Annotated in this window: 18 protein-coding genes; 7 read left to right on the top strand and 11 right to left on the bottom strand. The window is 64.1% G+C overall.

Translation table 11 applies throughout. The features are described 5' to 3' along the window. The coding region (locus tag Q0U08_RS07005; protein WP_298090580.1) for a porin at positions 1-1184 on the top strand (1184 nt) is incomplete at its 5' end. 4 nt (positions 1185-1188) lie between these two features. Here the strand turns inward: Q0U08_RS07005 and Q0U08_RS07000 are convergent. From Q0U08_RS07000 to Q0U08_RS06980, 5 genes are all read right to left on the bottom strand, one after another. Further along, positions 1189-1851, bottom strand: a complete 663-nt coding sequence (locus Q0U08_RS07000) for an acyloxyacyl hydrolase (protein ID WP_298090579.1) — start codon at positions 1849-1851, stop codon at positions 1189-1191. 259 nt (positions 1852-2110) lie between these two features. Continuing rightward, a complete protein-coding gene (locus tag Q0U08_RS06995) occupies positions 2111-3940 on the bottom strand; it encodes a bifunctional diguanylate cyclase/phosphodiesterase (RefSeq protein WP_298090577.1) in 1830 nt (609 codons plus the stop codon). A gap of 1424 nt (positions 3941-5364) precedes the next feature. Then, positions 5365-6546 (bottom strand): replication initiator protein A, encoded by a 1182-nt coding sequence (locus Q0U08_RS06990; RefSeq protein ID WP_298090576.1) that lies wholly within the window; start codon positions 6544-6546, stop codon positions 5365-5367. A 22-nt stretch (positions 6547-6568) separates the two neighbouring features. After that, positions 6569-7615, bottom strand: coding sequence for a ParB/RepB/Spo0J family partition protein (locus Q0U08_RS06985; RefSeq protein WP_298090575.1), 1047 nt, complete (start codon positions 7613-7615; stop codon positions 6569-6571). A 50-nt stretch (positions 7616-7665) separates the two neighbouring features. After that, complete coding sequence (locus Q0U08_RS06980) at positions 7666-8865, bottom strand: AAA family ATPase (RefSeq protein ID WP_298090574.1); 1200 nt, start codon at positions 8863-8865, stop codon at positions 7666-7668. A gap of 146 nt (positions 8866-9011) precedes the next feature. Between Q0U08_RS06980 and Q0U08_RS06975 the strand changes: the two genes are divergently transcribed. The 3 genes from Q0U08_RS06975 (at position 9012) to Q0U08_RS06965 (ending at position 10344) form a co-directional block, all read left to right on the top strand. Then, positions 9012-9479 (top strand): cupin domain-containing protein, encoded by a 468-nt coding sequence (locus Q0U08_RS06975; protein ID WP_298090573.1) that lies wholly within the window; start codon positions 9012-9014, stop codon positions 9477-9479. 72 nt (positions 9480-9551) lie between these two features. Continuing rightward, on the top strand, positions 9552-9725 hold the full coding sequence (locus Q0U08_RS06970) for a hypothetical protein (RefSeq protein ID WP_298090572.1): 174 nt from the start codon (positions 9552-9554) through the stop codon (positions 9723-9725). Between the two features lie 397 nt (positions 9726-10122). Beyond that, entirely contained in the window at positions 10123-10344 is a 222-nt protein-coding gene (locus tag Q0U08_RS06965; protein WP_298090571.1) for a hypothetical protein, read from the top strand. A 36-nt stretch (positions 10345-10380) separates the two neighbouring features. Here Q0U08_RS06965 and Q0U08_RS06960 read toward each other — a convergent pair whose 3' ends face one another. From Q0U08_RS06960 to Q0U08_RS06935, 6 genes are all read right to left on the bottom strand, one after another. Next, positions 10381-11109, bottom strand: coding sequence for a hypothetical protein (locus Q0U08_RS06960; RefSeq protein WP_298090583.1), 729 nt, complete (start codon positions 11107-11109; stop codon positions 10381-10383). A gap of 22 nt (positions 11110-11131) precedes the next feature. After that, a complete protein-coding gene (locus Q0U08_RS06955; RefSeq protein ID WP_298090570.1) occupies positions 11132-11401 on the bottom strand; it encodes a hypothetical protein in 270 nt (89 codons plus the stop codon). Positions 11402-11528: 127 nt separating this feature from the next. Continuing rightward, entirely contained in the window at positions 11529-11933 is a 405-nt protein-coding gene (locus Q0U08_RS06950; protein WP_298090568.1) for an STAS/SEC14 domain-containing protein, read from the bottom strand. Positions 11934-12082: 149 nt separating this feature from the next. Next, positions 12083-14248, bottom strand: a complete 2166-nt coding sequence (locus tag Q0U08_RS06945; RefSeq protein ID WP_298090581.1) for a penicillin acylase family protein — start codon at positions 14246-14248, stop codon at positions 12083-12085. A gap of 126 nt (positions 14249-14374) precedes the next feature. Then, positions 14375-15670 carry a sigma-54 dependent transcriptional regulator gene (locus Q0U08_RS06940; protein WP_298090566.1) on the bottom strand — a complete coding sequence of 432 codons (1296 nt, stop codon included), beginning with the start codon at positions 15668-15670 and terminating at the stop codon, positions 14375-14377. Continuing rightward, positions 15667-17388 (bottom strand): ATP-binding protein, encoded by a 1722-nt coding sequence (locus Q0U08_RS06935; RefSeq protein WP_298090564.1) that lies wholly within the window; start codon positions 17386-17388, stop codon positions 15667-15669. The genes Q0U08_RS06940 and Q0U08_RS06935 overlap by 4 nt, the downstream gene beginning before the upstream one ends. 284 nt (positions 17389-17672) lie before the next feature. Between Q0U08_RS06935 and mqo the strand changes: the two genes are divergently transcribed. From mqo to Q0U08_RS06920, 3 genes are all read left to right on the top strand, one after another. Beyond that, positions 17673-19373: a malate dehydrogenase (quinone) gene (mqo, locus tag Q0U08_RS06930; RefSeq protein ID WP_298090562.1), complete on the top strand. Its 1701-nt coding sequence runs from the start codon at positions 17673-17675 to the stop codon at positions 19371-19373. Between the two features lie 243 nt (positions 19374-19616). After that, the gene (locus tag Q0U08_RS06925) at positions 19617-19895 is read left to right on the top strand and encodes a helix-turn-helix transcriptional regulator (RefSeq protein ID WP_298090561.1); all 279 of its coding nucleotides are present in this window, start codon (positions 19617-19619) and stop codon (positions 19893-19895) included. After that, positions 19892-20921, top strand: a 1030-nt coding sequence (locus Q0U08_RS06920) for a type II toxin-antitoxin system HipA family toxin (RefSeq protein ID WP_298090559.1), incomplete at its 3' end; no start/stop codon positions are given. The genes Q0U08_RS06925 and Q0U08_RS06920, both read left to right, overlap by 4 nt.

Raw genomic sequence — 20921 nt, 5'->3', positions numbered from 1 at the left:
CCCCGCCCGCCGACACGCCTGCCGAGCGCCCGCGCGCCTGGTATGACCGCCTGACGCTTCGTGGCTATGCGCAATTACGGCTGAACGAGATCGTATCCGGCGACCGCAACGCCCCGGCGGGGCGGTCAAGGCTGCGATCGGTGCATGATGCCGGGATCGGCGACAACAGCAACTTCACCTTTCGGCGCATCCGCCTGATCCTGCAGGGTGACCTGTCGGACCGGGTATCGCTGTATCTTCAGCCCGATTTCGCCACCAACGTCAGCAATCAGGTGGGTGGCGAGCGGCGCGAAGGGTTCGGCCAGTTGCGCGATGCCTATGTTGATGCGTTTCTGGACCGGGAGCGCACCTTCCGGCTGCGCTTCGGCCAGTCCAAGGTGCCGTTCGGGTGGGAGAATATGCAATCCTCGTCCAACCGCCTGACGCTGGACCGCAGCGACGGGATCAACAGCGCGGTACCCAGCGAGCGCGACCTGGGGGTCGTCGCCTATTACACGCCCCCCGCCGTCGATCGCATCTGGGACCGGCTGATCGCGGATGGGCAGAAGCTGTTCGGCAATTACGGTGCGTTCGGCATCGGCGCGTTCAACGGTCAGGGCACCAACCGGACCGAGACCAATGACGGCCTGATGACCGTGGCGATGGCGACCTGGCCGTTCGAGCTGGATGCGCTGGGCCCGGCATTTCGCGGGCAGGTGCTGGAGGTGGGCGGTGCAGCGCTGCGCAACCGCGTGCAGCCGGAGATCCGGCCGAGCGGGGTCAGCCCGGTTTCCTATGCCGACGAGCGCGTCGGATTTCATGCGATCCTGTATCCGCAGCCCTTTGGCCTGCAAGCCGAATGGAATTGGGGGCGCGGCCCGGAGTTCGATCCCGCGCTGGGCTCGATCGTGACGCGCAAGCTGAACGGCGGCTATGTTCAGGGCATGGCGCGGGTGCGGCATTCGCCATTGGGACCGTTCATGCCCTATGCGCGGTGGCAGCATTACCGTGGCGGCTGGAAGGCCCTGACCAATGCGCCGCGGCTGGAGACCGATGAATGGGAACTGGGCATCGAGTTCCAGCCGATCCCGCCCATCGAGCTGACGCTGGCCTGGTCACGGATGGAGCGACGCGAAGCCGACGAACGGCGCGACGGGCGTGCGGAGGGCAATCTGATCCGCACGCAGTTGCAGTGGAATTACTGAACGATCATTTGCCCAACCGGCGCACCAGCCGAAGGCCCAGGCTGTCCATGCCCGGATTCTGATCGGAAAAGATCTGGCCGTGGCTGAAATGCTCCCACACCAGTTCCGCGCCCCAGCGATCGTTGATCCGTACGCCCAGCGCCGCATTCGGGTTGAACAGGATGCGCGACCCCCAGGAGGTGCGTTCGATATAGATGTCGTAGCGCCGCCGTGCCTCGCGTGCGGACAGGCCGGGAGCGAACGGGTCGGGGGTGAAGCGATAACCGTCATGGATGGTCACGCCCAGCCCGAACTGTCCATATACACGTCCGCGCAGGACATGCTGGCGCCATTCCGCTCCAAGACTGGCGAAGCTGGTGCGGCCGGCGGTGTTGATCTGCAGCTTGGCGGTCAATCGCGGTTTCAGCGGGCCGTGTACCGGCGCACTGCGATAACCGATCTGAATGTCGACGGTACCATTCTCCTCCCCGCCTTCATAGATTTGGCCTGGAGGTAGGTCGGGAAAGGTCAGGCGCTCACCCAAAGGGTGGAAGTTCGAGCCGTGATCGAACAGCCCGAGGGTAATCTCCGGCTTCGGCCATGACGATGGCTCCTCCACCCCTCCCCTGCCCTGTGCGGCCAGCGGCGTGGATGCGAGGATCGCGATCGCGCCGAGCAGCGCCGTCAAGCGGCTAGACCTGTCGGCGCGCCGGCGCCTGGAAGCCGCCCCGCAAACGCAGGTGATCGTGATATGCAAAGTCCCCCCCCAGCAACGTAAAGGCGTTAGCGCAAGTGCCCCCTCAGGCGCTGCTTCGCATCATTGCCTATACTCCCACCTCCTATTCTTCAATAGGAGAATATATTTTGTACAACGCCAATGTATCTATGGGAATGTTACAGCTTTATCAAATATATGGACGCAAAAACACTTCATATTCCAGATGAATTTACTTGGATAATTTGACGATCATTGCCTGAGTGCTTCCCACAGCGCCCTGTGCACGGGCTTGCAGCAGGGCCGTGGTTGCATCGCGGCTGGCAGGGCGAGCAAACAGATAGCCCTGCCCCAGCACCGCACCCATCGACTGCAAGGCGCGTGCTTGTGCCTCGGTTTCGATGCCTTCGGCGACGAGCCGGATGTCGAGTTTGCGGGCGATGTCGATCAGCGCCTCGACGATGGCGATGCTGGGCGCGTGGGTTTCCAGTCGCTCGACAAAGGAACGGTCGATCTTGATGACGTCGACCGGCACCGACAGCAGGTGCGTGAGGGAGGCATAGCCGGTGCCGAAATCGTCCAGCGCGATGCGCAAACCCAGGCCGCGCAGCCGCGCCAGTTCGCGTGCGACGATGCCGCCATCATTGTCCATATAGACGGATTCGGTCACCTCCAGGATGACGTGGCGAAGCGAGACGCCTTCGCGCTCGAAAGCGGTGGCCAGGATCGTGTTCAGGGCACCGCCATGGATGTCCGCCGATGACACGTTGATCCCGACATGCTGGAACGGAATGCCCATCGCGAGCCAATCGCGAAGATCGGCTGCGACCAGTGCGATCATCCGTTCGGTAAGCGCCGCGGCGATGTGGACATCGATCGTCGCCTCGTAAAAGGCGGAGGCGGAGACGATGTTGTCGCCGATGCGCATCCGGCACAGAGCCTCCAGCCCGACGACCTCGCGTGTGTCGAGGCGAACGATGGGCTGGTAGAAGGCCTCTATCCGATCGTCGCGCAGGGCGGCGTCGACATCGCGGATCGCATCCAACCGGCTGGTCATGCGGCTGCCGAGGCCGGGCCAGTATCGGACGAAGCCCCCCCGCCCTGTCTCCTTGGCATGATACAGCGCGAAATCGGCGTTCTGGCGAACGCGCTGGGTGGTGCGATCGCCATGAGCGACCACGGCCGCCCCGATCGTCGCGCGCGGCACCACGATCTGCCCACCGCAATCGGCAGGATGAGCCAGCGCGGCCAGAATATGCCGCGCGCTTTCCTCCAGATCGCGCAGCATGACCGGGGTGCTGAGCAGCACGGCAAATTCATCGCCCCCGACGCGGAACACACGCTCCCCCCGTACCGCATCGGCAACGCGCTTGGCGGCACAGGTCAGCAGGCAATCGCCCGCGCCGTGGCCCAGCGTATCGTTCACGACCTTCAGGTTATCCAGATCGACCAACAACAGCGCCCAGGCGCCCGGTATGGTACAATCAAGGGCGCCAAGCGCCGCATTGAAGGCCGCGCGATTACCGAGGCCGGTCAACGCGTCGGTGGAGGCGCGCCGTTCGCGGTCTTCGACCCGTTGGTGACGCTCGATCGCGATGGTGCCGAGGTGGAGGCAATGACGGACGATGGCCTCCTCCAGCGCGGTGGGACCGCGTCGCTCGCGATAGTAAAAGGCGAACGTTCCGATTGCCTGTCCGTGCGTGTCCAGGATCGGGGAGGACCAGCATGCGCGATAGCCGAGCGGCAGCACCATGTGTCGGTAGCGTATCCAGCGATGGTCGTCGGCGATGTCGGTCACCACCACGGGCTGGCGGGTATAGGCGGCGGTGCCACATGAACCGACATCGGCCCCGATCGCGATACCGTCCAACGCAGCGGAATAGGTGGCAGGCAAACTGGGACCGGCGAGTGGATGGATCCGCCCTTCCCCATCGACGAGCAAAACGGAGCATACCGCCCCGGGGGTCATCTTCTCGACCTCCAGACACAATCGCGCCATGGTCGTGTCGAGAGGTTCGCCGGTGGCGATCATCTCCAGGATGATGTTCTGAAGATGTAACAAGAATGCTCCCAATCAAAGGCCGTCTTGTCGCATCAGACCAGCAAATGCACGGGAAGTCGTTAAACAACCGATTTGGTTTTGACTATTCAGGGGATGTGCTGCGTTATAATATCTGCGTTCGCGCTGTTGAAATGGCCGAACATTGATTGTGTCGATTGACGGTTATGTAGCGGCGCCACACCCGTACCATATAAACCTAACAGAGCATCATGGAGAATGAACGTTATAACATCACCTTCAGTTCGTGTAATATGTCTTTGTACGGACCGAGGCGATCTGCGCGTCCTGCGCTTATCATGGTGAAGCATCTATCCTTTTCCAAAGTGCCGTGGAGCATCCGGAAGGTGGCAAGGCCCCTGCTTTTCTCATCATGAATCAAATATATCTCGTTCGTTTAGACGGTTTGATTCTAGGTTAAGGGGTTAAGCGTGGGCATTTGGGGTGCAAGCCCGCCTTACTCCGCGATTCGCGCCGGGTACGCTGTTCCTGATATTTCGTTTAATCGTTCCTGAAAGTTCGTCTGCCCGTTCCGGATGTATCGCTAAGCCGTTCCCGGAATGTCGATGGACGTTCCCGATGTGTCGAAAGGTCAAATCAGACCCTCGATTTGCAGAGAAGATTGAATCAGTTTGTGGATGTTCCAGGGATCCGACGTTCAAATTTCCAATGCTGTGTTCCGATGCTCACACGCGGCGATACAGAAGCCGATACATCGGGAACGCTTTTGCCGGAAGGAGCGCGTACCAAGATCCTAGCCGCCGCCCTGCATACCGATCCACAACCTGATGCACCGCTTTAAATCGGCCGTCTGCGCGGCAACAGGAGCGAGCGGTGCGGCCGGTAGACGGCGTGATATCGGCGCGTACCCGGATGATGGATCACATGGTGCGCCGTTCTGTACGGTGACAAAGGCGCTGTGGAACGGGGATAGCTGCACGTCTGCTTCATTGGGCGATGACCCGCCTTTGTATGCCAGTATCACGTCAGATACGATGCGCTGGTGTCGAGAATGCCGTTTATCAAGCTTTAGATCATGTGCGTTAGACCTGCATGATCACATCCGTTCGGCTTGAACGAAGTCGGGAGCACGAACTGAGCGGGATGGATCAGACTTAAAGCAGCTTGCTCTCATCATCATGTGAGATAGCGTGCATCGTTCGCTTGCGCTGGACCCTGGGGTAAGGAGGCGCGGAATGTCGTGCGCGCAAACTGGCCGACTAGACAAAGTGTCAGGTGCCGCCCCGTACTTAGTAGCGGAGGATGCAAGCGCCAGCGATCCGCCGGTCAGAATTGACGATAGGGGTGCACGACGTCTTGACGAAGCTCGTCTCCGCCGGGATGCATCATCGACCGGGATAGATGGCCCAGAGGTCGCTGGTGCCGGGCACCAAGCGCAGCTGGCGTAGCACCAGCCGCGTCCGAAGTCAGCGACCTACCAGATGCCGGTTTTTCGCGTCGAAACGGCGGACATAACCGACAAAGGCGTTCTGATAGCTGACCGGGGTTCGGGCAGGATCCGCATCGACCCATGCGCGGAACTCAGTGTGGAGTGTCTGGTAATCCCAACCGGGGCATTCGGCACGCAGCGTGGCCAGCGTAGCCTCCGTGATCTCGCCGAAGTTATTACGATTGGACAAGCTCTTGACGCTGCGGCGGATCAGGGTCGTGGCGTCGACGGCCGGCTCGGACAGTTCGGGCGCCGCTTCTTTCGTCCGAGCGGGGGAGGGGGATGGTGAGGACGCTTTGGCGATGGAACGAGTCTCGCCGGCATCGCGCCGACGCATGCGGAGATTCGGTTCACGCTTTCCCTCGATCTGTTCGATCGTCAGCGTATAGCCAGGCAACTCGTTGCGATCCGCAATGCGCGTGATCTCGAACTTGAAGCGGCGATACTGTCCTTCCGCACCTGACTTTTCGAACAGGGTGGGCATGGAGATGGCAAAGCCCGCCTCGCCCGCGCCGCCGGCATGTTTTCGCGCAACCTTGTACAACCAGCGCTCGCGCCCGCCCAAAATGTCGAAATAGGCACGATCGATCGACAGGACGCCGCCTGTCATCATCACACCTTCCCAGAACCAGTTGGACAACTCGATCGTCATTCCGCGCGATCGTTCCGTCTTTTCATCAACCAACTGCGTCCAGCCATCGAGCCAGCTAAATGTAGCCTCGCGGCGGTTTTCGGCTCGGATGTTGGTCTTCACGGTGGTGGCGACCAGCCTGTCCAGCGCCTGCCCGAGAAGCTCGTATGCGCGCCCGGTCGGCTGCCGGCCGATCGCTCGTAACAAGTCATAGGGCATCAGATGCAGCTTGCGAGGCACATCGTTGATGCCCCGACGTGCCATGTCGGCGAGCATGCTGGCGCAGTAGATCAGGATGTCGGCATCCCAGATCGTCGCCATGCCATAATCGGGATTGGCCGAGACATGGACCCACAATTTCCCATCGGGCGAGCGGTAGTCGATCGGCTTTACGCGCTTCGATTTGGCGAGGCTGAAGAAGGGACGCTCCATCATCTCGCGCTGATCGCGCAGCGGCATATCAGCCAGATAGGGGAGGAACATGTCGAACTGCGCCGACGATCCCTCCTTGCGTTGCCCCCGCGTCATCGCGTGTTTCCCCGGGGAAACATCATTGATGTATCCCTCGCCCATTGCGTTCGAGATGGTCAAGCAGGTGGCGCACCGCGTCCACGACCGTCTGGGCATCAGCCCCCGTGCCAGCGTGCAGACGGATCGTGACCCCCTGCCGGTTCTCGGACTGGAGCGACAGGATCGTCCGGCCATAACTATTCGTGTAGCGATAGCGCTCGATTTGCTCGGTCACGATGCCATGTGACGGCGCTTCCATCAGGCGGCGCATGACCTCTGCGGCTGCATAGGGAAGCAGACCCCGGGCATGGCGATCGGCCTGTTCATCCACCAGCAGCTTCGCCACCCCCGTTACCTGCGCCCGGTGCGTATCGAGGAGTTGCGCCAGCGCATAAGCCGGCTTCAACTGGATATCGGCTGGCGAGGCAAAGGCGGCGATCACGGCGTCAGGGATCGACGCCACCTTCAACATCTTGGAAAGCCATCCTTTCGACAGCTTCAGCCGTTCCGCCATGCGGGTCTGGTGATTGCCGTAATGGGTGCGCAACGCTTCCGCATAATTCCGGGCGCGCTCCAGATCGGACACGTCTTTTCGCGCCCGATTTTCGATGTCCGCCAAACGGAACGCGGCCTCATCGTCCAGATTGGCAACCTGGGCGACGAATTGCATATCGGGATAGCTGTTCGCGCGCAGCCATCGTACCGACCAGTGACGCCTTGTGCCGGCGATCACCTCATAATCATGGGCGGGGTCACCCTCGATCCGGCGCACGACCGCGGGCACCTTCTGGCCACCCTCAGCGATCAGCGAGTCGATCAGTTCGCGGCAGTTTTCTTCGGACAAATGGGCATAGCTGCGTGCATTGCCCGGCCAGATGCGGACCCGTGCGGGATCGAGCAAGAGCTGGGTAACCTGGCGCACTTCGCCACTGGCCACGCGTGCCAGAGCGGACTCACGACCAAGCAGCGTCGTACCGCGCGCCCGCTCGATTGGTCGTTCGGGAGGGGCGGGGGACGGATCGTGGTTGGCCGTGGCTTCATCCTCGGCCAGCAACGCCGCCAGATAATCGGACTGCTTACGCGCCATGGGCCACCTTCTGGATAGAACAAATCATGAACATAAAAGTCGGAAAACAGTCAGGCTGCGGCATGGACGATGGCTTCCTCGCTGGCCGCCTCTACCCGGCCCCAGCTTTGTCGAACGAGTTGCTCGACCTGACGCATCGCCTCATCGAGATTGGCGCGGCAACGCTTGTGCGTCTTGGGCGTACCGATCGGCTTGTCGAGTTCATACACCGTCATCATGCGCATGGCGGCATGGCTGATCTCGGCAGACTCCAGGATCGGAACAGGGAGCAGGGCAGGGCCGAAGCTCTGTTCCATGATGGCCCGGACCATTGCATGACTGGGATCGTTCGCGTCGTATTTGGAGCAGATCAGGCGAACGAACTGGTAATCAACCTCGATCCCGGCATCGGTGAGCTGGTGGAGTACCTGATCCATCATCGACAGGAACTGGACCGTCGAACAGAAATCGGGCGTGGTCGCCGCCAGGGGCACGAGCAAGGCATTGGCCGCCTGCATCACCGCCAGGCTGATGGTGCCGAGGGCGGGGGGCGGATCGAGCAATACCACGTCATAATTGCGCGCCAGCTCCGAGAGACCGCGCTTCAGCTTGCGGAAGCGGGCCGCCAATACCGAGCCACCGTCGCTGCCCGCTGCCGCGAGTTCATATTCGACATCGAACAACTCGAGATTGGACGGGATGAGATCGACATTGGGCCAGGGTGTCGGCCTGATCGCATAGGCCAGGTCGGTCTGCGTCGGATCGATCGACAGATAGGGGTAGAGCGTTTCCTCCCGCTTGATGTTGAAGTGCGGGTTGAAGCCGAACAAGGTCGTCGTCGTTGCCTGGCTATCGCAATCGACCACAAGGACGCGGTAGCCCTGCACGGCGAAATAATGCGCGAGGTGCGTGGTGACCGTCGATTTTCCGACGCCGCCCTTGAAGTTCTGCACCGCGATGATCGCCGGGATGTCCAGCGGAGCGCGTATCGGCGAGGCGCCCAGCACGTCGCGCATGTGCAGCATTTCCTGCACGCTGTACCCGATCCGTCGCCCGTTTTCCGAAGCCGGGGCAGGGGGCAGGCGGCCATCCTCCTCCGCCATGCGGATCCGGTTCGTGGAGCAACCCAGCAGATGCGCGGCCTCCGCTATCCCGAAGCGGACGTTGAGGCCCTTGCGGCTTTCGGGCAGGAATGCCTTGCGCCGCAAGCGTTCGATCATCCGCTCCCCGGCATCGGCAAGACCGCCGATCTGGTTCACCACTGATTGCATGATAGCCGCCAAAGCCTGTTTTGAATATTATCAGGCAAAGTGATGGCGGAAAACCTTCAAACGCACAAGCGTCGCCGCGACCGTCTTGTCGTGCGATGCGGTGAACGGCACATGTTGCTGCGATACCGAAGGATATTGGAGATCCCATGCTTTCCCTGCTGCTGGTCGCCGCTGTCGCGCAAGGTGCCAATCCTCCTGCCGCGGTGGCCGACAGCGCGGAAATCCGCGCGGCTGTGGCGGAGATGGCGGCCGAGATGCGCGAAGGGCAGGGGTTCCACTATCGACCGCTGCTGCGCGACGGCCGAACCGTCGCGGCGCTCGAATATTGGAAAGCGCCGGGGCGGCCGGCGGTGCATCCCTCCGAAGCCGAGTATGCCGTGGTGATCGAGGGGGCGGGGACGCTGGTGTCGGGAGGAACGATGGCGGAGCCGCGCGAAACACGACCGGGGCTGGTAGAGGGCGCACGGATCGAGGGAGGCGTGACGCGAGCGCTGCATCCCGGTGATGTCATTCTCGTCCCGGCAGGTGTTCCGCACTGGTTCGGAGTGACGGGGGGCAAGCTGGTGCTGCTCGGCATGAAATTGCCCTTGCCCGCAGATGGCGTTGTTCCCTGACAGCACCTGCCTGTTGTCTTGAGGGAATTTGAATATCGCCAAGGGGATCTCGCGGGCCAAGTAGAGACGCTGTTGGGCGACGACGATGTGACCGGCCATTGCGAACGCTTGGCGGCGCAGGAAAGTACGGTTGATATCTTCGAAACCGGTATGCAGACCGCCATTTCCAACATGAACAACGACATGAAAGCTGTGAAGTGGGTGAGCCGACCGCTGAGGCGATATCGCTGGCCCGCCCCGGCGTGATGCGAAACCGCAAGGGCCGACCGAACGTGTCGGCGAGCATGTGGGTACTGATCGTCGGTCCACTTCGCCCGCTTTTCCGGTCGCTGACTGCTGGCAGGCGGAGGGGCGAACAATGGTGCTATCGATCGGCAGATACCGGTTGTCGCGGTCGGTCGTCAGCGACTCAAACACCCGCTCCCAGACACCGCCATGGCACCAGCGGCTGAAACGCCGGGGCACCGTCTTCCACTTGCCGTAGCGTTCCGGAAGATTGCATCAGTGTGCGCCCGATCGCAGCACTCACGAACATCCGTTCACGAACAAGCGGTTGTCCGCACCCGTCCGGCCAGGATCGACCGATCTGCCCAAAACCAGCGATGCAATCCGCGACCACTGCACCTCGCGCAATGGGTACCGCTTGATCGCCATCGTCCGCTCCGCTCCGCTCCGCGCCTCGATATCGATGCCTGTGGATCAGCCTTTAGCGCCTGTGGAAATCCTGAATGTCGATCGGGTCTCGATCAATGCCGTCAGAGCAGGGTGGCTGCACCTGTGCGCGATCAGGACACAATCGATCACCCGACATGGAACCACTGGCCTGCTGTCCCGCGGCAGCAACAGGCGGATCGGCTTGGCATGAAGCACTGCCATCACATGCACTTCCCATAATCGTGCATTATGGCAGGTACGGATCGTCGCCCCGCCATGGTGGAGGTGCTGCACCGTGCCGGGCACAGCTTCCAAAAAAATGCTGCCCGCCACCGAGCAGAACCGGCCGGCGATCACCCCGCGACGCGCGCACCGAAGACGTGCCAAAGCAGACTTGACGTCCTTGTGAATGCGACCCGGGACCAGCACCAACATGGCCCTCATGCGATCCGCCAGGTTGGCGCAAGGCTACGCGTCCTGCCACCCTCCTCGCCGGACCTGAACCCCATCGAGCAGATCTTCGCCAAAGTTCTCCCGAGATGGGGTCATCGTCGCGGCTGACTGCCACCGTCAACTTCGCCGCGGTCGCCGTGTCCGCGCGCAACGCCGCCGCTGCTTCAAGCGCCATCGGCGTATTGCCGAGCACGATGATCCTTGCCGGGAAGCTGCCGTCTGCCAGCTTCTTCCCCTTTGCATCGACGATCCACCAAGCGATTCCGGCCTCCGCGATCGGCCGGTCGGAGAAATTGGCGACATCAATGGTGAATGCGAATGTCTCGCCCGAATGGACCACCCGTTGCGGCATCCGCGCGAGCGGCACGACGGCATCGCAGAATCGCCGATATTCAGGACCGGTGACGTAGCCCTTGTCGTCCCAGAGGGGAGCGACCACGCCGACCAGCTCGGTACCCCGGCCGGGAAAGTCCTGAAGCCCGAGCAACTGGAACCGCCCATATGCGGCGTGCGCAACGCGCAATCGATATCCTCCTTGTAGCACATCAGCGGGAGGCGGCCGGAGGTGTAGAGGAACTCGGGCGCGAGGTCCCGCAGCCCGTTCTCCCGCATGCGGTCGGCGAAGATGTCGAAATTCTGCGTATGACGCGGCGCCACCTGTCGAGGTCGGTCGGCGGATCGCCGGTCAGCGGATAGAGGCTGCAATCGAGGGCGCCGCGGAACATCGTTGGCGGGCCGTTGAGCGTGAAGCCCTTGTCGGTGCCGTCCACGCACACCCGCGTCTCCCAGCGCGGACGTTCGAGGAACAGCGTCACGCGCTTGCCTTGCCAGGTGGCCGGGAACGACGGAGGCGGCGTCGATCGTCCATTTGCCGGCTCTGGTGGAGCGGCGCCCGCATCCGTTCACAGACTGGATGGGTGTTTCGCGGTGATCGGCGCAGCCCTATGCTTCGAAAAGCCAGGCTTGCGCCGCATCTTCGCAGTCGAATGTCGAGGCGTTGCCTCCGGTCATCCTTTTCATCTGCAAACGTTGCAGTGCCGACGGCGAACCGACGATCGCGATACGCTTGGCCAGTTTCCCATACAGGGGGATGATGCGGCTGATCTCGTCCGTCAGATTTTTGTCCTGAATGGAAAAATGGGTCGCAACGACGAGGATGCGTCCTTCGCCCGGCGTTGCGCCCGCCGCGATCGCCCGCTGCAGTGTCGAGGCGGCCTCCCTCTGGAATGCCAGGAGATCGTCAGCCGTCCAGAATCCTGCGATTTCCACCCGCAGGAAGCGGCGGCTCATGTCATGCTCCAGTTTAAAACGCTCCACGACGCCGCTTCCATTCTTCATGCCGGTCATCAGATCAGTCTATTCGACCCCTGATGGTCCACGATGGTCGTCGTGAACGCTTGTTGTACAGCAAGACCCACCGGTTCAATACAGCATCTCGATGAGATCGCTGCCTGCAGTCTTCTACAACGAACAGCTGCGCTGAGTGAACGCACGGTCTACGGTGTCGGCGACATCGAAGCCTGCCACATCTGGCCGGGCCGATAGACATGCCGGACATGCCCGGCAAGTTCATCGGCATGGAAATAGACGGGGCGCAGCCGACCTTCGACATAGCGGCTGATCTGGTCGGCGAAGTGCGGCGAGGCCGGGTCGCCGCTCTGGCCGCCCGCCATCACGGCGCTGGCCTTCACGCGCGGGCCGAATTCGACCACCGCGACGAAGCTGTTCCCGCTGGTGCCGTAATAGCGTCTGGTTCCCGGCCAGGTCTTTGCGCCAAACGAGGCGAGGCTGCCCCATTGCGCCGAGGTGAAGGGCACGGCGACAGATGGCCGCGCATCGTCGAAATGCAGCGTGATCGCATTATCGAGCCGCTGGAAGCGATTGATCATGCGCCACGGCGTCCGCCAGGTGCCGAAATCGCGCGAAAGCCGGGCTATGGCAGCCTCCAGCGCGGCGAGCCTGGCGGCGGCATCGACGTGGGTGGCGATATAATCCGGCACGCTGATCCGCGCGGCCTGTGCCGCGCCACCGACCTCTCGCCAGAGATGATCGCCCCAGAAGACCGCAAGACTGGTCGCGATCGAATCATACCCCCAGCGATGGTCCCAGCGCGAAAGCGTCGCGACCGGTTCGGCCAGTGCGGCGCGGCGTGGATCGGTGGGCGGCAATGCCTGCCATGCAGCGACAAGCCCGGGCAGCAGCCGTGCGAAGGCGGGCAGATAGGGATCATAAGCGGCGGCACGAAGCCGCTCGGATGTCCAGCCGCGCTGGCCCGCCAGCAGCAGTTCGGCATGCTCACCGCGCGCATTGCCGCCGACCTGATCCATGTAGCGCGGATGGTCGGACGCCCTGGGACTGTCCGGCCCCGCTGCGCGCCACGGCCAGTCATTGGTATTGTACACCCATCCGACACGCGGATTGGCGACGCTGGGCAGGGTGGACAGCGCATGAAGCCCGCGCCAGTCGGTCGCGGGATCGCTGCCGTCGACGGGCCGGGTATAATCGAAGCGATCGTCGCGCACCGGCATGAACTGCGGCATCAGGAACGCGATCTCGCCCCTGTCGTCCGCGAACAGCGTATCATTGGACGAATTCGCCTTGCGCTCGGCAACCGTCATATAGTCGGCGAGATTGGTCGCCTTGGTCCGCAACCAGCTCTGCTCCAGCGCCGGAACAGGCCGCCACATCAGCGCCGTCGCGATCCACCGTCCGCCCTTCGCCGCGACGATGGGGCCGTGATGCGTCCGCCATGTCGTGAAGCGTCGCTCGGCCATGCCTCCGCAGGGCTGGCGAACCCGGATCGTCACGGTGCGCGCCGTAACCGGACGCGCCTCGCGACCGTAGCGATATGTCCAGCCATCCCCCCGCCGGGCCACCGCCTCGGCGAACTGGTCGACATTGTCCACGGTGGAGGAGGTATGCATCCATCCGGCGTGCGCGTTGAAGCCCTGATAGACGAAGAACTGCCCCCAGGTACTGGCGCCATAGGCGTTCAACCCCTCATCGCTTGTCACCTGCGCCTCGGAGCGGAAGTAGAAGCTGGTGTGCGGGTTGATCAGCAGGAGCGCATGGCCGTCACGTGTCAGCCTGGGCGCGATGGCGATGCCGTTCGATCCCGAGGGTTCACGCGGGATCGTCCCGCGCTCCTCGGGACTGGGCGGCGTTGGGTGGCCATAAAAGGTCTTCAGATCGGCAAGCGAAATCCGCTCGATATCGCCCCCGATGCTCCCTTCGGTGAAGCTCAGCGCCATCCACGGCTCGAAGCGGGTCAGCACCTTCGGTCGGGTGCCGGGATGCGTGGCGAGATAGAAATTGAGGCCGTCCGCCCATGCGTCCATCAGATCGCGCAGCCATAGGGGGCTGGCGGCATAGTGCGCGCGCAGTTCGGCCGGATCGACGAACAGCCGCTGGCGCAGGTCCGCCCACACCGCGTCCTCGCCATCGGCCTCGGCCGTCCTTCCGAGTGCGGTCAGGTAATTCGCCTCGATGCGCGAAAAATCATCCTCCGCCTGTGCGTAGGACATGCCGAACACCGCGTCGGCGTCGCTCCGGCCATGGACGTGCGGGATCCCCCAGTCGTCGCGCGTGATCGTCACCCGGGCAGACCGTGCCTGCCAGCGCGTCGCTTGCTGGTCGGGCGCCGAAGCGGCCGAAGCCAGCATCATCCCGACGATCAGCGGATGGCGCAAGCGCCTGAAAAGCCTGTGCATGGCGCCGGTTTAGGACGAGGCGGCAGAAATGGCCATGGATGAGCCGGCAGGGTCGTGGGGCAGGGGCCGTGCGCCTCCTTATGCCTTGCCGCGCCCCTGACGGCGGATTTCGGCAAGGTCGATGCCGAGGCGTTTCACGCGGTAATAAAAGGTCTTGCGCGGCAATTGCAGCGCCTTGATCGCCGCTGCCACCTCGCCCTCGGCGGTTAACACCGCGTCCGTGATCGTGGCGCGTTCGAACGCGTCGAGCCGTTCGGTCAGCGATGCCGGCTCGTCCGCGATCGACGTTCCTTCGTCCAGCCCCAGGCAGATGCGCTCGGCTGCCTTTTCCAGTTCCAGTACGTTGCCCGGCCAGGGTCGCGTCGAGAGCCGATGCGCGTGATCGGCGAGCGGGGGCAGCGCACACCCATGGCGGTCGGCGGCGAGCGCGGCGAAGTGCGCGAACAGCATGGGAATGTCTTCCTTGCGTTCGGCAAGCGGCGGCAGGCGCAGCGGCACGCCCGCGAGCAGATGGAACAGGCCGGGCAGGATCCGGTCACGCTGGCCCTCCTCCAGCGCGGCGATGATCCGCACGTCCACGCCGTGCGGCTCCGGTCCGTCGATCGGCAGGGCGCGCGCCTCGGCGAAGCGGATCAGCCTGTTCTGCAATTCCGGGCCTGCCGCCTCCAGATGGTCCAGAAACAGCGTGCCGCGATGCGCGCGATCGATCGCCCCGTTGCGGGCGAACAGATCGCGCTCCACGAGTGCGGTGGGCACCGTCGCGCAATCGATCACCAGAAAACGATGGCGGGAGCGTTTGCCCGCACGGTGGATCAGCCGGGCCAGGTGCTCGCGACCGGTGCCGACCTCGCCCTCGATCACCAGGTCCAGCGGCGCGTTGGCCAGCAGCGGGATCATGTCGCGCAGCCGCCGGATCGCCAGGCTGTCACCGATCAGTGCGGCGCCCTGCGGCTCGTCGGCGATGGCACGCAGGCGGCGGTTTTCCAGCGTCAGCGCCCGCGCCGTCGAGGCGCGGGTAACCGCGGCGACCAGCGCGTCGGGATCGAAGGGCTTGGACAGGAATTCCCAGGCGCCGTTCTTGATCGCGTCCACCGCCATCGCAATGTCGCCGTGCCCGGTCAGCAGCAATACCGGCAACTCGGGATCGCGCGCGCGCAACGTCGCAAAGAGATCGAGGCCTGACATGCCCGGCATGCGCACATCGGTGACGACGACGCCGGCAAACCCTGCGGTCAGTTCGGGCAGGGCGCTGGCGGCGTCTGCGTAAGATCGCACCTCGAACCCGCTGAGGGTCAGCAACTGCTCGGCCGCGGCGCGCAGGTCGGGCTCGTCATCGATCAGGGCGACCAGCGGTGTCGCCTCGGCCTGTGTCATGCGCGCCGCATTCCCATCTCGAAACACGCACCGATGGCAGAGGGGTGATGATGCAGCCAGCCGCCAAGGTCGGTCATGATGTCCCTTGCAATGATCAAACCCAATCCCAATCCCGTTTCTCGGTTGGTGTTGAACGGCGTGAACAGCCGTTCCAGCACCTCCGGTGCAATGCCGGGTCCGTTATCATGCACCGACAGGCGTACATGCGCATCGTCCTGCGCTATGGACAGGACGATGCGCGCGTCCGGCTCGCCGGTGGTCGCCTGCAGCGCGTTCTGGACCAGGTTGACCAAAACTTGCTCCAGGCGAACCTTGTCGCCGATCACCATGGCGGCGACGCCTGATGGACGATCGATCGCAACACCGCGAATCTGTGGTTGCAGGATCAACATCGCGCCGTCGATGACCGTCTCCAGCGACACGGGGTGCAGGCTTCCCGTCTGCTTGCGCGAGAAGCCGCGCAGATGCTGCGTCATCACGCCGATCCGATCGGCAAGACGGGCAATCGACGCCAGGTTGGCCCGCACATCCTCCGTTCGCCCGCGATCCAGCAGCAGTCCGCTGGTCTGCGCATAGGTGCGGATCGCGGTGATCGGCTGTGCGGTTTCGTGCGCGACGCTGGCGGTGATCTGACCAAGCGAGGCAAGGCGGTTCGCCTGTTGCAGCGTTTCGCGAAGCTCGGTGGCCCGCGCCTCGGCCTGCATGCGCTCCTCCGCTTCACGGCGCAGGTCCGCGGTCCGCTCCGCGACCGCATGCTCCAGATCGGCCTGGCGCCGGCGTGCCGATCCGATGCGCTGGGCCAGCGCGCCGCCAACTGCGGCCAGTGCCAGAATGACCGCGCCGGTCGCCAGCGAGGCGGCGAGCCGCGCCGAGGCGATCACGCGGTCGATCCGCCGCATCTGGGTCAGCGTCCATCCGGCGCGGTGAACCTGCAGGCTATGGGTTACGAACCGCTGACTGGTGCCGGTCAGATGCACGATGCCTTGGCCCATGGCCAAAAGGGGCAGGGTGCGGCGGCCGGCGCCCCGCGCGCCGATGTCGCGGCTGGCCTGCGCGGCTGCAGCAGGCGTGAGGCGGCGGACGGCCGCGAACCGCCAGTCGGCGCGACTGGTGACCAGCACGATCCCGCGCGTGTCATGAACGAAGGTAATGCCCCGGTCGCGTGCCCAGGCGCGCTCGATCCGGTCGAACTCCAGCTTGATGACGATCACGCCACCGCCACTGATGCGCCGGCTTAGATACAGGCCGGGTCGACCGCTGACCGAACCCAGTGCGAATTGCCCGCCCTCACCGCGCAGGCCCGCTTCGCGGAAATAGGGGCGAAACCGGTAGTCGATGCCGACGAACGGCGCACGGCTCCGCCAGTTGCTGGCGGCAACCGAGCGGCCGTCGGGCGCGATGACGTAGATCGTCGGGGTACCCGCCACGCGCGCCAATCGCTCCAGCTTCCGGTTTATGGCAAGCCGGGCGCCGGGTGCGTCCGCCAGAGCGGCGCGGACGTCGCGGTCATCCGCCAGCGCGATGGGCAGCAACCGGAACCGCGCGATCTCACTGTCCAGCAATGCAGCCCGCAACCGGGCATCCTGCACCACCTCTGCCTGCTGTGTCGCCAGCATCCGCCGCTCGGCGATACGCGCCGCGATCACCGCACCGACAAGGGCGAGCGCCAGCGCTGCCAAAAGCCATGCGATGCTGCGGAACGATACGCGTCGAGTCACCGGTCCGCCGGTAAGGGCAGAAGCGCAGATGGGCAACATCTTGCACTTATTGGCAGGGCGATATGTCGAAAATGGCCCACCAGGCCCTGCGTCGAGGCCGTGATTGGCCGCCACATCCGCAGAAATCCGCCACAAATCCGGTGATGCGTTTTCTTTTGCGGCCCGCGCTCGCGCTCCCACCACATGGGCGGCAGCTAATCATCCAGCGCGCCGGGCCGCTTGTATCGGGGTGACACCGCGCACCCGGGGCCAGCCGCGCCATCCAGGCTCCAGGGAACCGAACGATGTCAAACGGACGCAATACCCCATCCCGGTACAGCAGCGCTGGCGGCGTGTCGCGGCGAGGCCTGATCGGCTCCGCGGTGGCGGCGGGCGGTACCTCGCTGCTGCCTGCCATGGCCCGCGCGCAGGAGACGAGCGAGCACCGCGTCGATGTGCTGCTGATCGGCGGCGGTATCATGAGCGCGACGCTGGGCGTGCTGTTGCGCCAGCTCGAGCCCGACTGGACGATCGAACTGGTCGAGCGTCTCGGGCAGGTCGCTGGCGAGAGCTCGGATGGCTGGAACAATGCCGGCACCGGCCACTCCGCGCTGTGTGAGCTGAACTACACGCCGGTCAACGTCGCGGACGGACGCGTCGAGATCGCCAAGGCGATCGAGATCAACGAACAATGGCAGGTGACGCGCCAGTTCCTCAGCCATCAGGTGCGTATGGGCGTGCTGCGCGACCCGCGCGCGTTCATCAACTCGACGCCGCACATGAACCTCGTCTGGGGGCGCGACAATGTCGCCTATCTGCGCAAACGCTACGAGGCCCTTGGTGCCAGCCCGCTTTTTTCGGGCATGGAATTCACCACCGATCCGCGTCAGATCGCCGCCTGGGTGCCGCTGATGATGGAGGGGCGCGGGGGTGGCCAGCCGCTCGCCGCGACGCGCTCGCCGCTGGGCACCGACTGCGACTGGGGTGAAGTGACCCGGCAGTATATCGCGTCGCTCCGCACGCAACCGGGGGTCACGCTGACCACCGGTTACGAGGTGCGCAAGCTGGAGCGCAATGCCGACAAGACGTGGCGGGTGACGGCACGGGCGACGCATGGCGGCGATACGCGCGTGATCAACGCCCGCTTCGTCTTCGCCGGGGCGGGTGGCGGCGCGCTGTCGATCCTGCAGGAGTCGGGCATTCCAGAGGCGGACAATTATGCCGGCTTCCCCGTGGGCGGTTCGTTCCTGGTGAGCGAAAAGCCTGAACTCGCGACCCGCCATCTCGCCAAGGTCTATGGCAAGGCGGCGGTGGGATCGCCGCCGATGTCCGTGCCGCATCTGGATACGCGCTATTTCGACAAGCGTCGCGCACTGCTGTTCGGCCCGTTCGCGACCTTCTCCACCAGGTTCCTGAAGCATGGCTCGTATCTCGATCTGCCGGCCTCCGTCACCTTGGACAATTTCCGTCCGATGGTCGCGGTCGGCTGGGATAATTTCGACCTGATCGAATATCTTGCCGGGCAGTTGATGATGTCGGACGAGGACCGGCTGAAGGCGCTGCGCGAGTATCTGCCAGGCGCGCGGGCGGAGGATTGGCGGCTGTGGCAGGCAGGACAGCGCGTGCAGATCATCAAGCGCGATCCTCAGAAGGGCGGCGTGCTGAAACTGGGCACGGAGGTCGTCGCGTCCAGCGACGGGTCGATCGCCGCCTTGCTCGGCGCCTCCCCCGGCGCCTCCACCGCCCCGTCGATCATGCTGGGCCTGCTACAGCGCGTCTTCCCCCGGCGCCTCGCCTCCCCCGCCTGGCAGGACGCCCTCCGCCGCATCATCCCCTCCTACGGCCTCCCCCTCAACGACCATCCCGACCTCCTGGCGCAGGAATGGGCCACGACCAATGAAACGTTGCGCCTCGCCACGCCGCCGCCTGCGGTGCATGTAGCGACGCGTCCAAGGCCGGCAGCCACGCGGGTGCGAGTGGACCGGCATCCAGATCTGGCCCTGTAACGAACAGATATCCCCGTGGGGATGCTGTGGTTCCGGAAACATCGATCGAGCCGGATTGGAACTGTCAGCATCCCTGCTACGCGCCGTAAAGGTATGGTTGTGTCTGTCGTTCAGTCGGCCGCGGGGCGCCGCATCGGCGAGCCGCTTTCCGAGCCTCGAAAGCAGACATTGCACCCAAGCTGATAATTGGCCTTATACGGCCAATTCGTTGCCATTATCATGAATATCGGCCATATGGGGACGATGTTGTACACGCCCGTTGAACTGGCCATCGCCATGGGCCACCGCATCCGTGCTCGGCGCAAGGCGATGGGCTGGACCCAGGCAGACAGTGCGAGCCGTGCAGGCGTGTCCTATCGCACTTGGCGGCGGATGGAAGCGGAGGGCAAGGCGTCGATCGACGATCTCGTTCGCGCTGCGCTGGCACTACGCTGTGAAGATGCGTTGGCCGCGCTGTTCCCGCCGCCGGCCGCTACCAGCATGGATGCGTTGCTGCGCGATCAGCGGGCTGGCCGCAGGTGAAGCTTGATCCTGGACAGCCGCTCCACGTCGGGCTGCACGGGGAGAGCCCCGCGGCGCGGGTGGCGATGGTCGGTGGCCTTGCGCAGCTCGAATGGACCGCCCAAGCGATCGCCGATGGACGGCGGCTGTCACCACTTCACTATCCGCCCGAGCCTGGATTGCAGGCGGCGCGCGGACGTAACTTCGACGGACTGCACGGCTTCCTCGCCGATAGTCTGCCTGAGGGGTGGGGTGCGCTGCTCATGCGGCGGAGGCTTGCAGCGCTGGGGGTGGACATGGGGCGGCTGTCCGCGCTCGACCGGCTCGCGCTGGTCGGTGATCATGGTCGCGGTGCCTTGACGTTCGCGCCGGCCACCACCCCGACGGCCGAGGCGGGAGAGATCGATCTTGATGCATTGGCGGCAGAAGCACGAGCGATCCTGAGCGGTGAGGGGGGTGCGCTCGGCGACCTGCTTGCCGATCTGGGCGGCGCCTCGGGAGGTGCACGCCCCAAGGTCCATGTCGGTTTCGGCGAAGACGGCGGGATCAGCGTCGGCGATGGTGAATTGCCGCCGGGTCATGCGGCGTGGATCGTGAAGTTTCGTGCAAGCGCCGACCCGGTCGATATTGGCCCGGTGGAACAGGCCTATGCGGCGATGGCACGGATGGCGGGACTGACCATCGGCGAAACGCGGCTGATCCCGGCCAGGCAGGGGCCGCCATGGTTCGCAACGCGGCGGTTTGACCGTCCGGGCGGCGGGCGGCGCGTGCATATGGTATCGCTAGCCGGAGCGATCGAGGCTCCACCGCAGGTCGCCGGGGCGATCGAGTACGACATGTTCCTGCGTGCGACGCGGGCGATCACCCGGGATGAGGGCGCCGTGGTCGAGGCATTCCGGCGGATGGTGTTCAACGTGCTGGCAGGTAACCGCGACGACCATAGTCGCCAGCATGCCTATTTGATGGACGAAGCCGGCGAATGGCATCTGGCGCCGGCCTATGATCTCACTTTTTCCGATGGGCCGGGGGGCGAGCATTATCTGGCGG

This window comes from uncultured Sphingomonas sp. (assembly GCF_946477935.1).
Lineage (GTDB): Bacteria > Pseudomonadota > Alphaproteobacteria > Sphingomonadales > Sphingomonadaceae > Sphingomonas.
The sequence above is the reverse complement of the archived record's forward strand: the minus strand, read 5'-3'. Positions and strand labels throughout refer to the sequence as shown.

Excerpts from the sequence above, each read along its gene's own strand:
- Q0U08_RS06990 (WP_298090576.1), bottom strand. The coding sequence starts at position 6,546 with ATGACGCGGGGGCAACGCAAGGAGGGATCGTCGGCGCAGTTCGACATG.
- Q0U08_RS06985 (WP_298090575.1), bottom strand. The coding sequence starts at position 7,615 with ATGGCGCGTAAGCAGTCCGATTATCTGGCGGCGTTGCTGGCCGAGGAT.
- Q0U08_RS06980 (WP_298090574.1), bottom strand. The coding sequence starts at position 8,865 with ATGCAATCAGTGGTGAACCAGATCGGCGGTCTTGCCGATGCCGGGGAG.
- Q0U08_RS06975 (WP_298090573.1), top strand. The coding sequence starts at position 9,012 with ATGCTTTCCCTGCTGCTGGTCGCCGCTGTCGCGCAAGGTGCCAATCCT.
- Q0U08_RS06950 (WP_298090568.1), bottom strand. The coding sequence starts at position 11,933 with ATGACCGGCATGAAGAATGGAAGCGGCGTCGTGGAGCGTTTTAAACTG.
- Q0U08_RS06945 (WP_298090581.1), bottom strand. The coding sequence starts at position 14,248 with ATGCTGGCTTCGGCCGCTTCGGCGCCCGACCAGCAAGCGACGCGCTGG.
- Q0U08_RS06940 (WP_298090566.1), bottom strand. The coding sequence starts at position 15,670 with ATGACACAGGCCGAGGCGACACCGCTGGTCGCCCTGATCGATGACGAG.
- mqo (WP_298090562.1), top strand. The coding sequence starts at position 17,673 with ATGTCAAACGGACGCAATACCCCATCCCGGTACAGCAGCGCTGGCGGC.
- Q0U08_RS06925 (WP_298090561.1), top strand. The coding sequence starts at position 19,617 with ATGTTGTACACGCCCGTTGAACTGGCCATCGCCATGGGCCACCGCATC.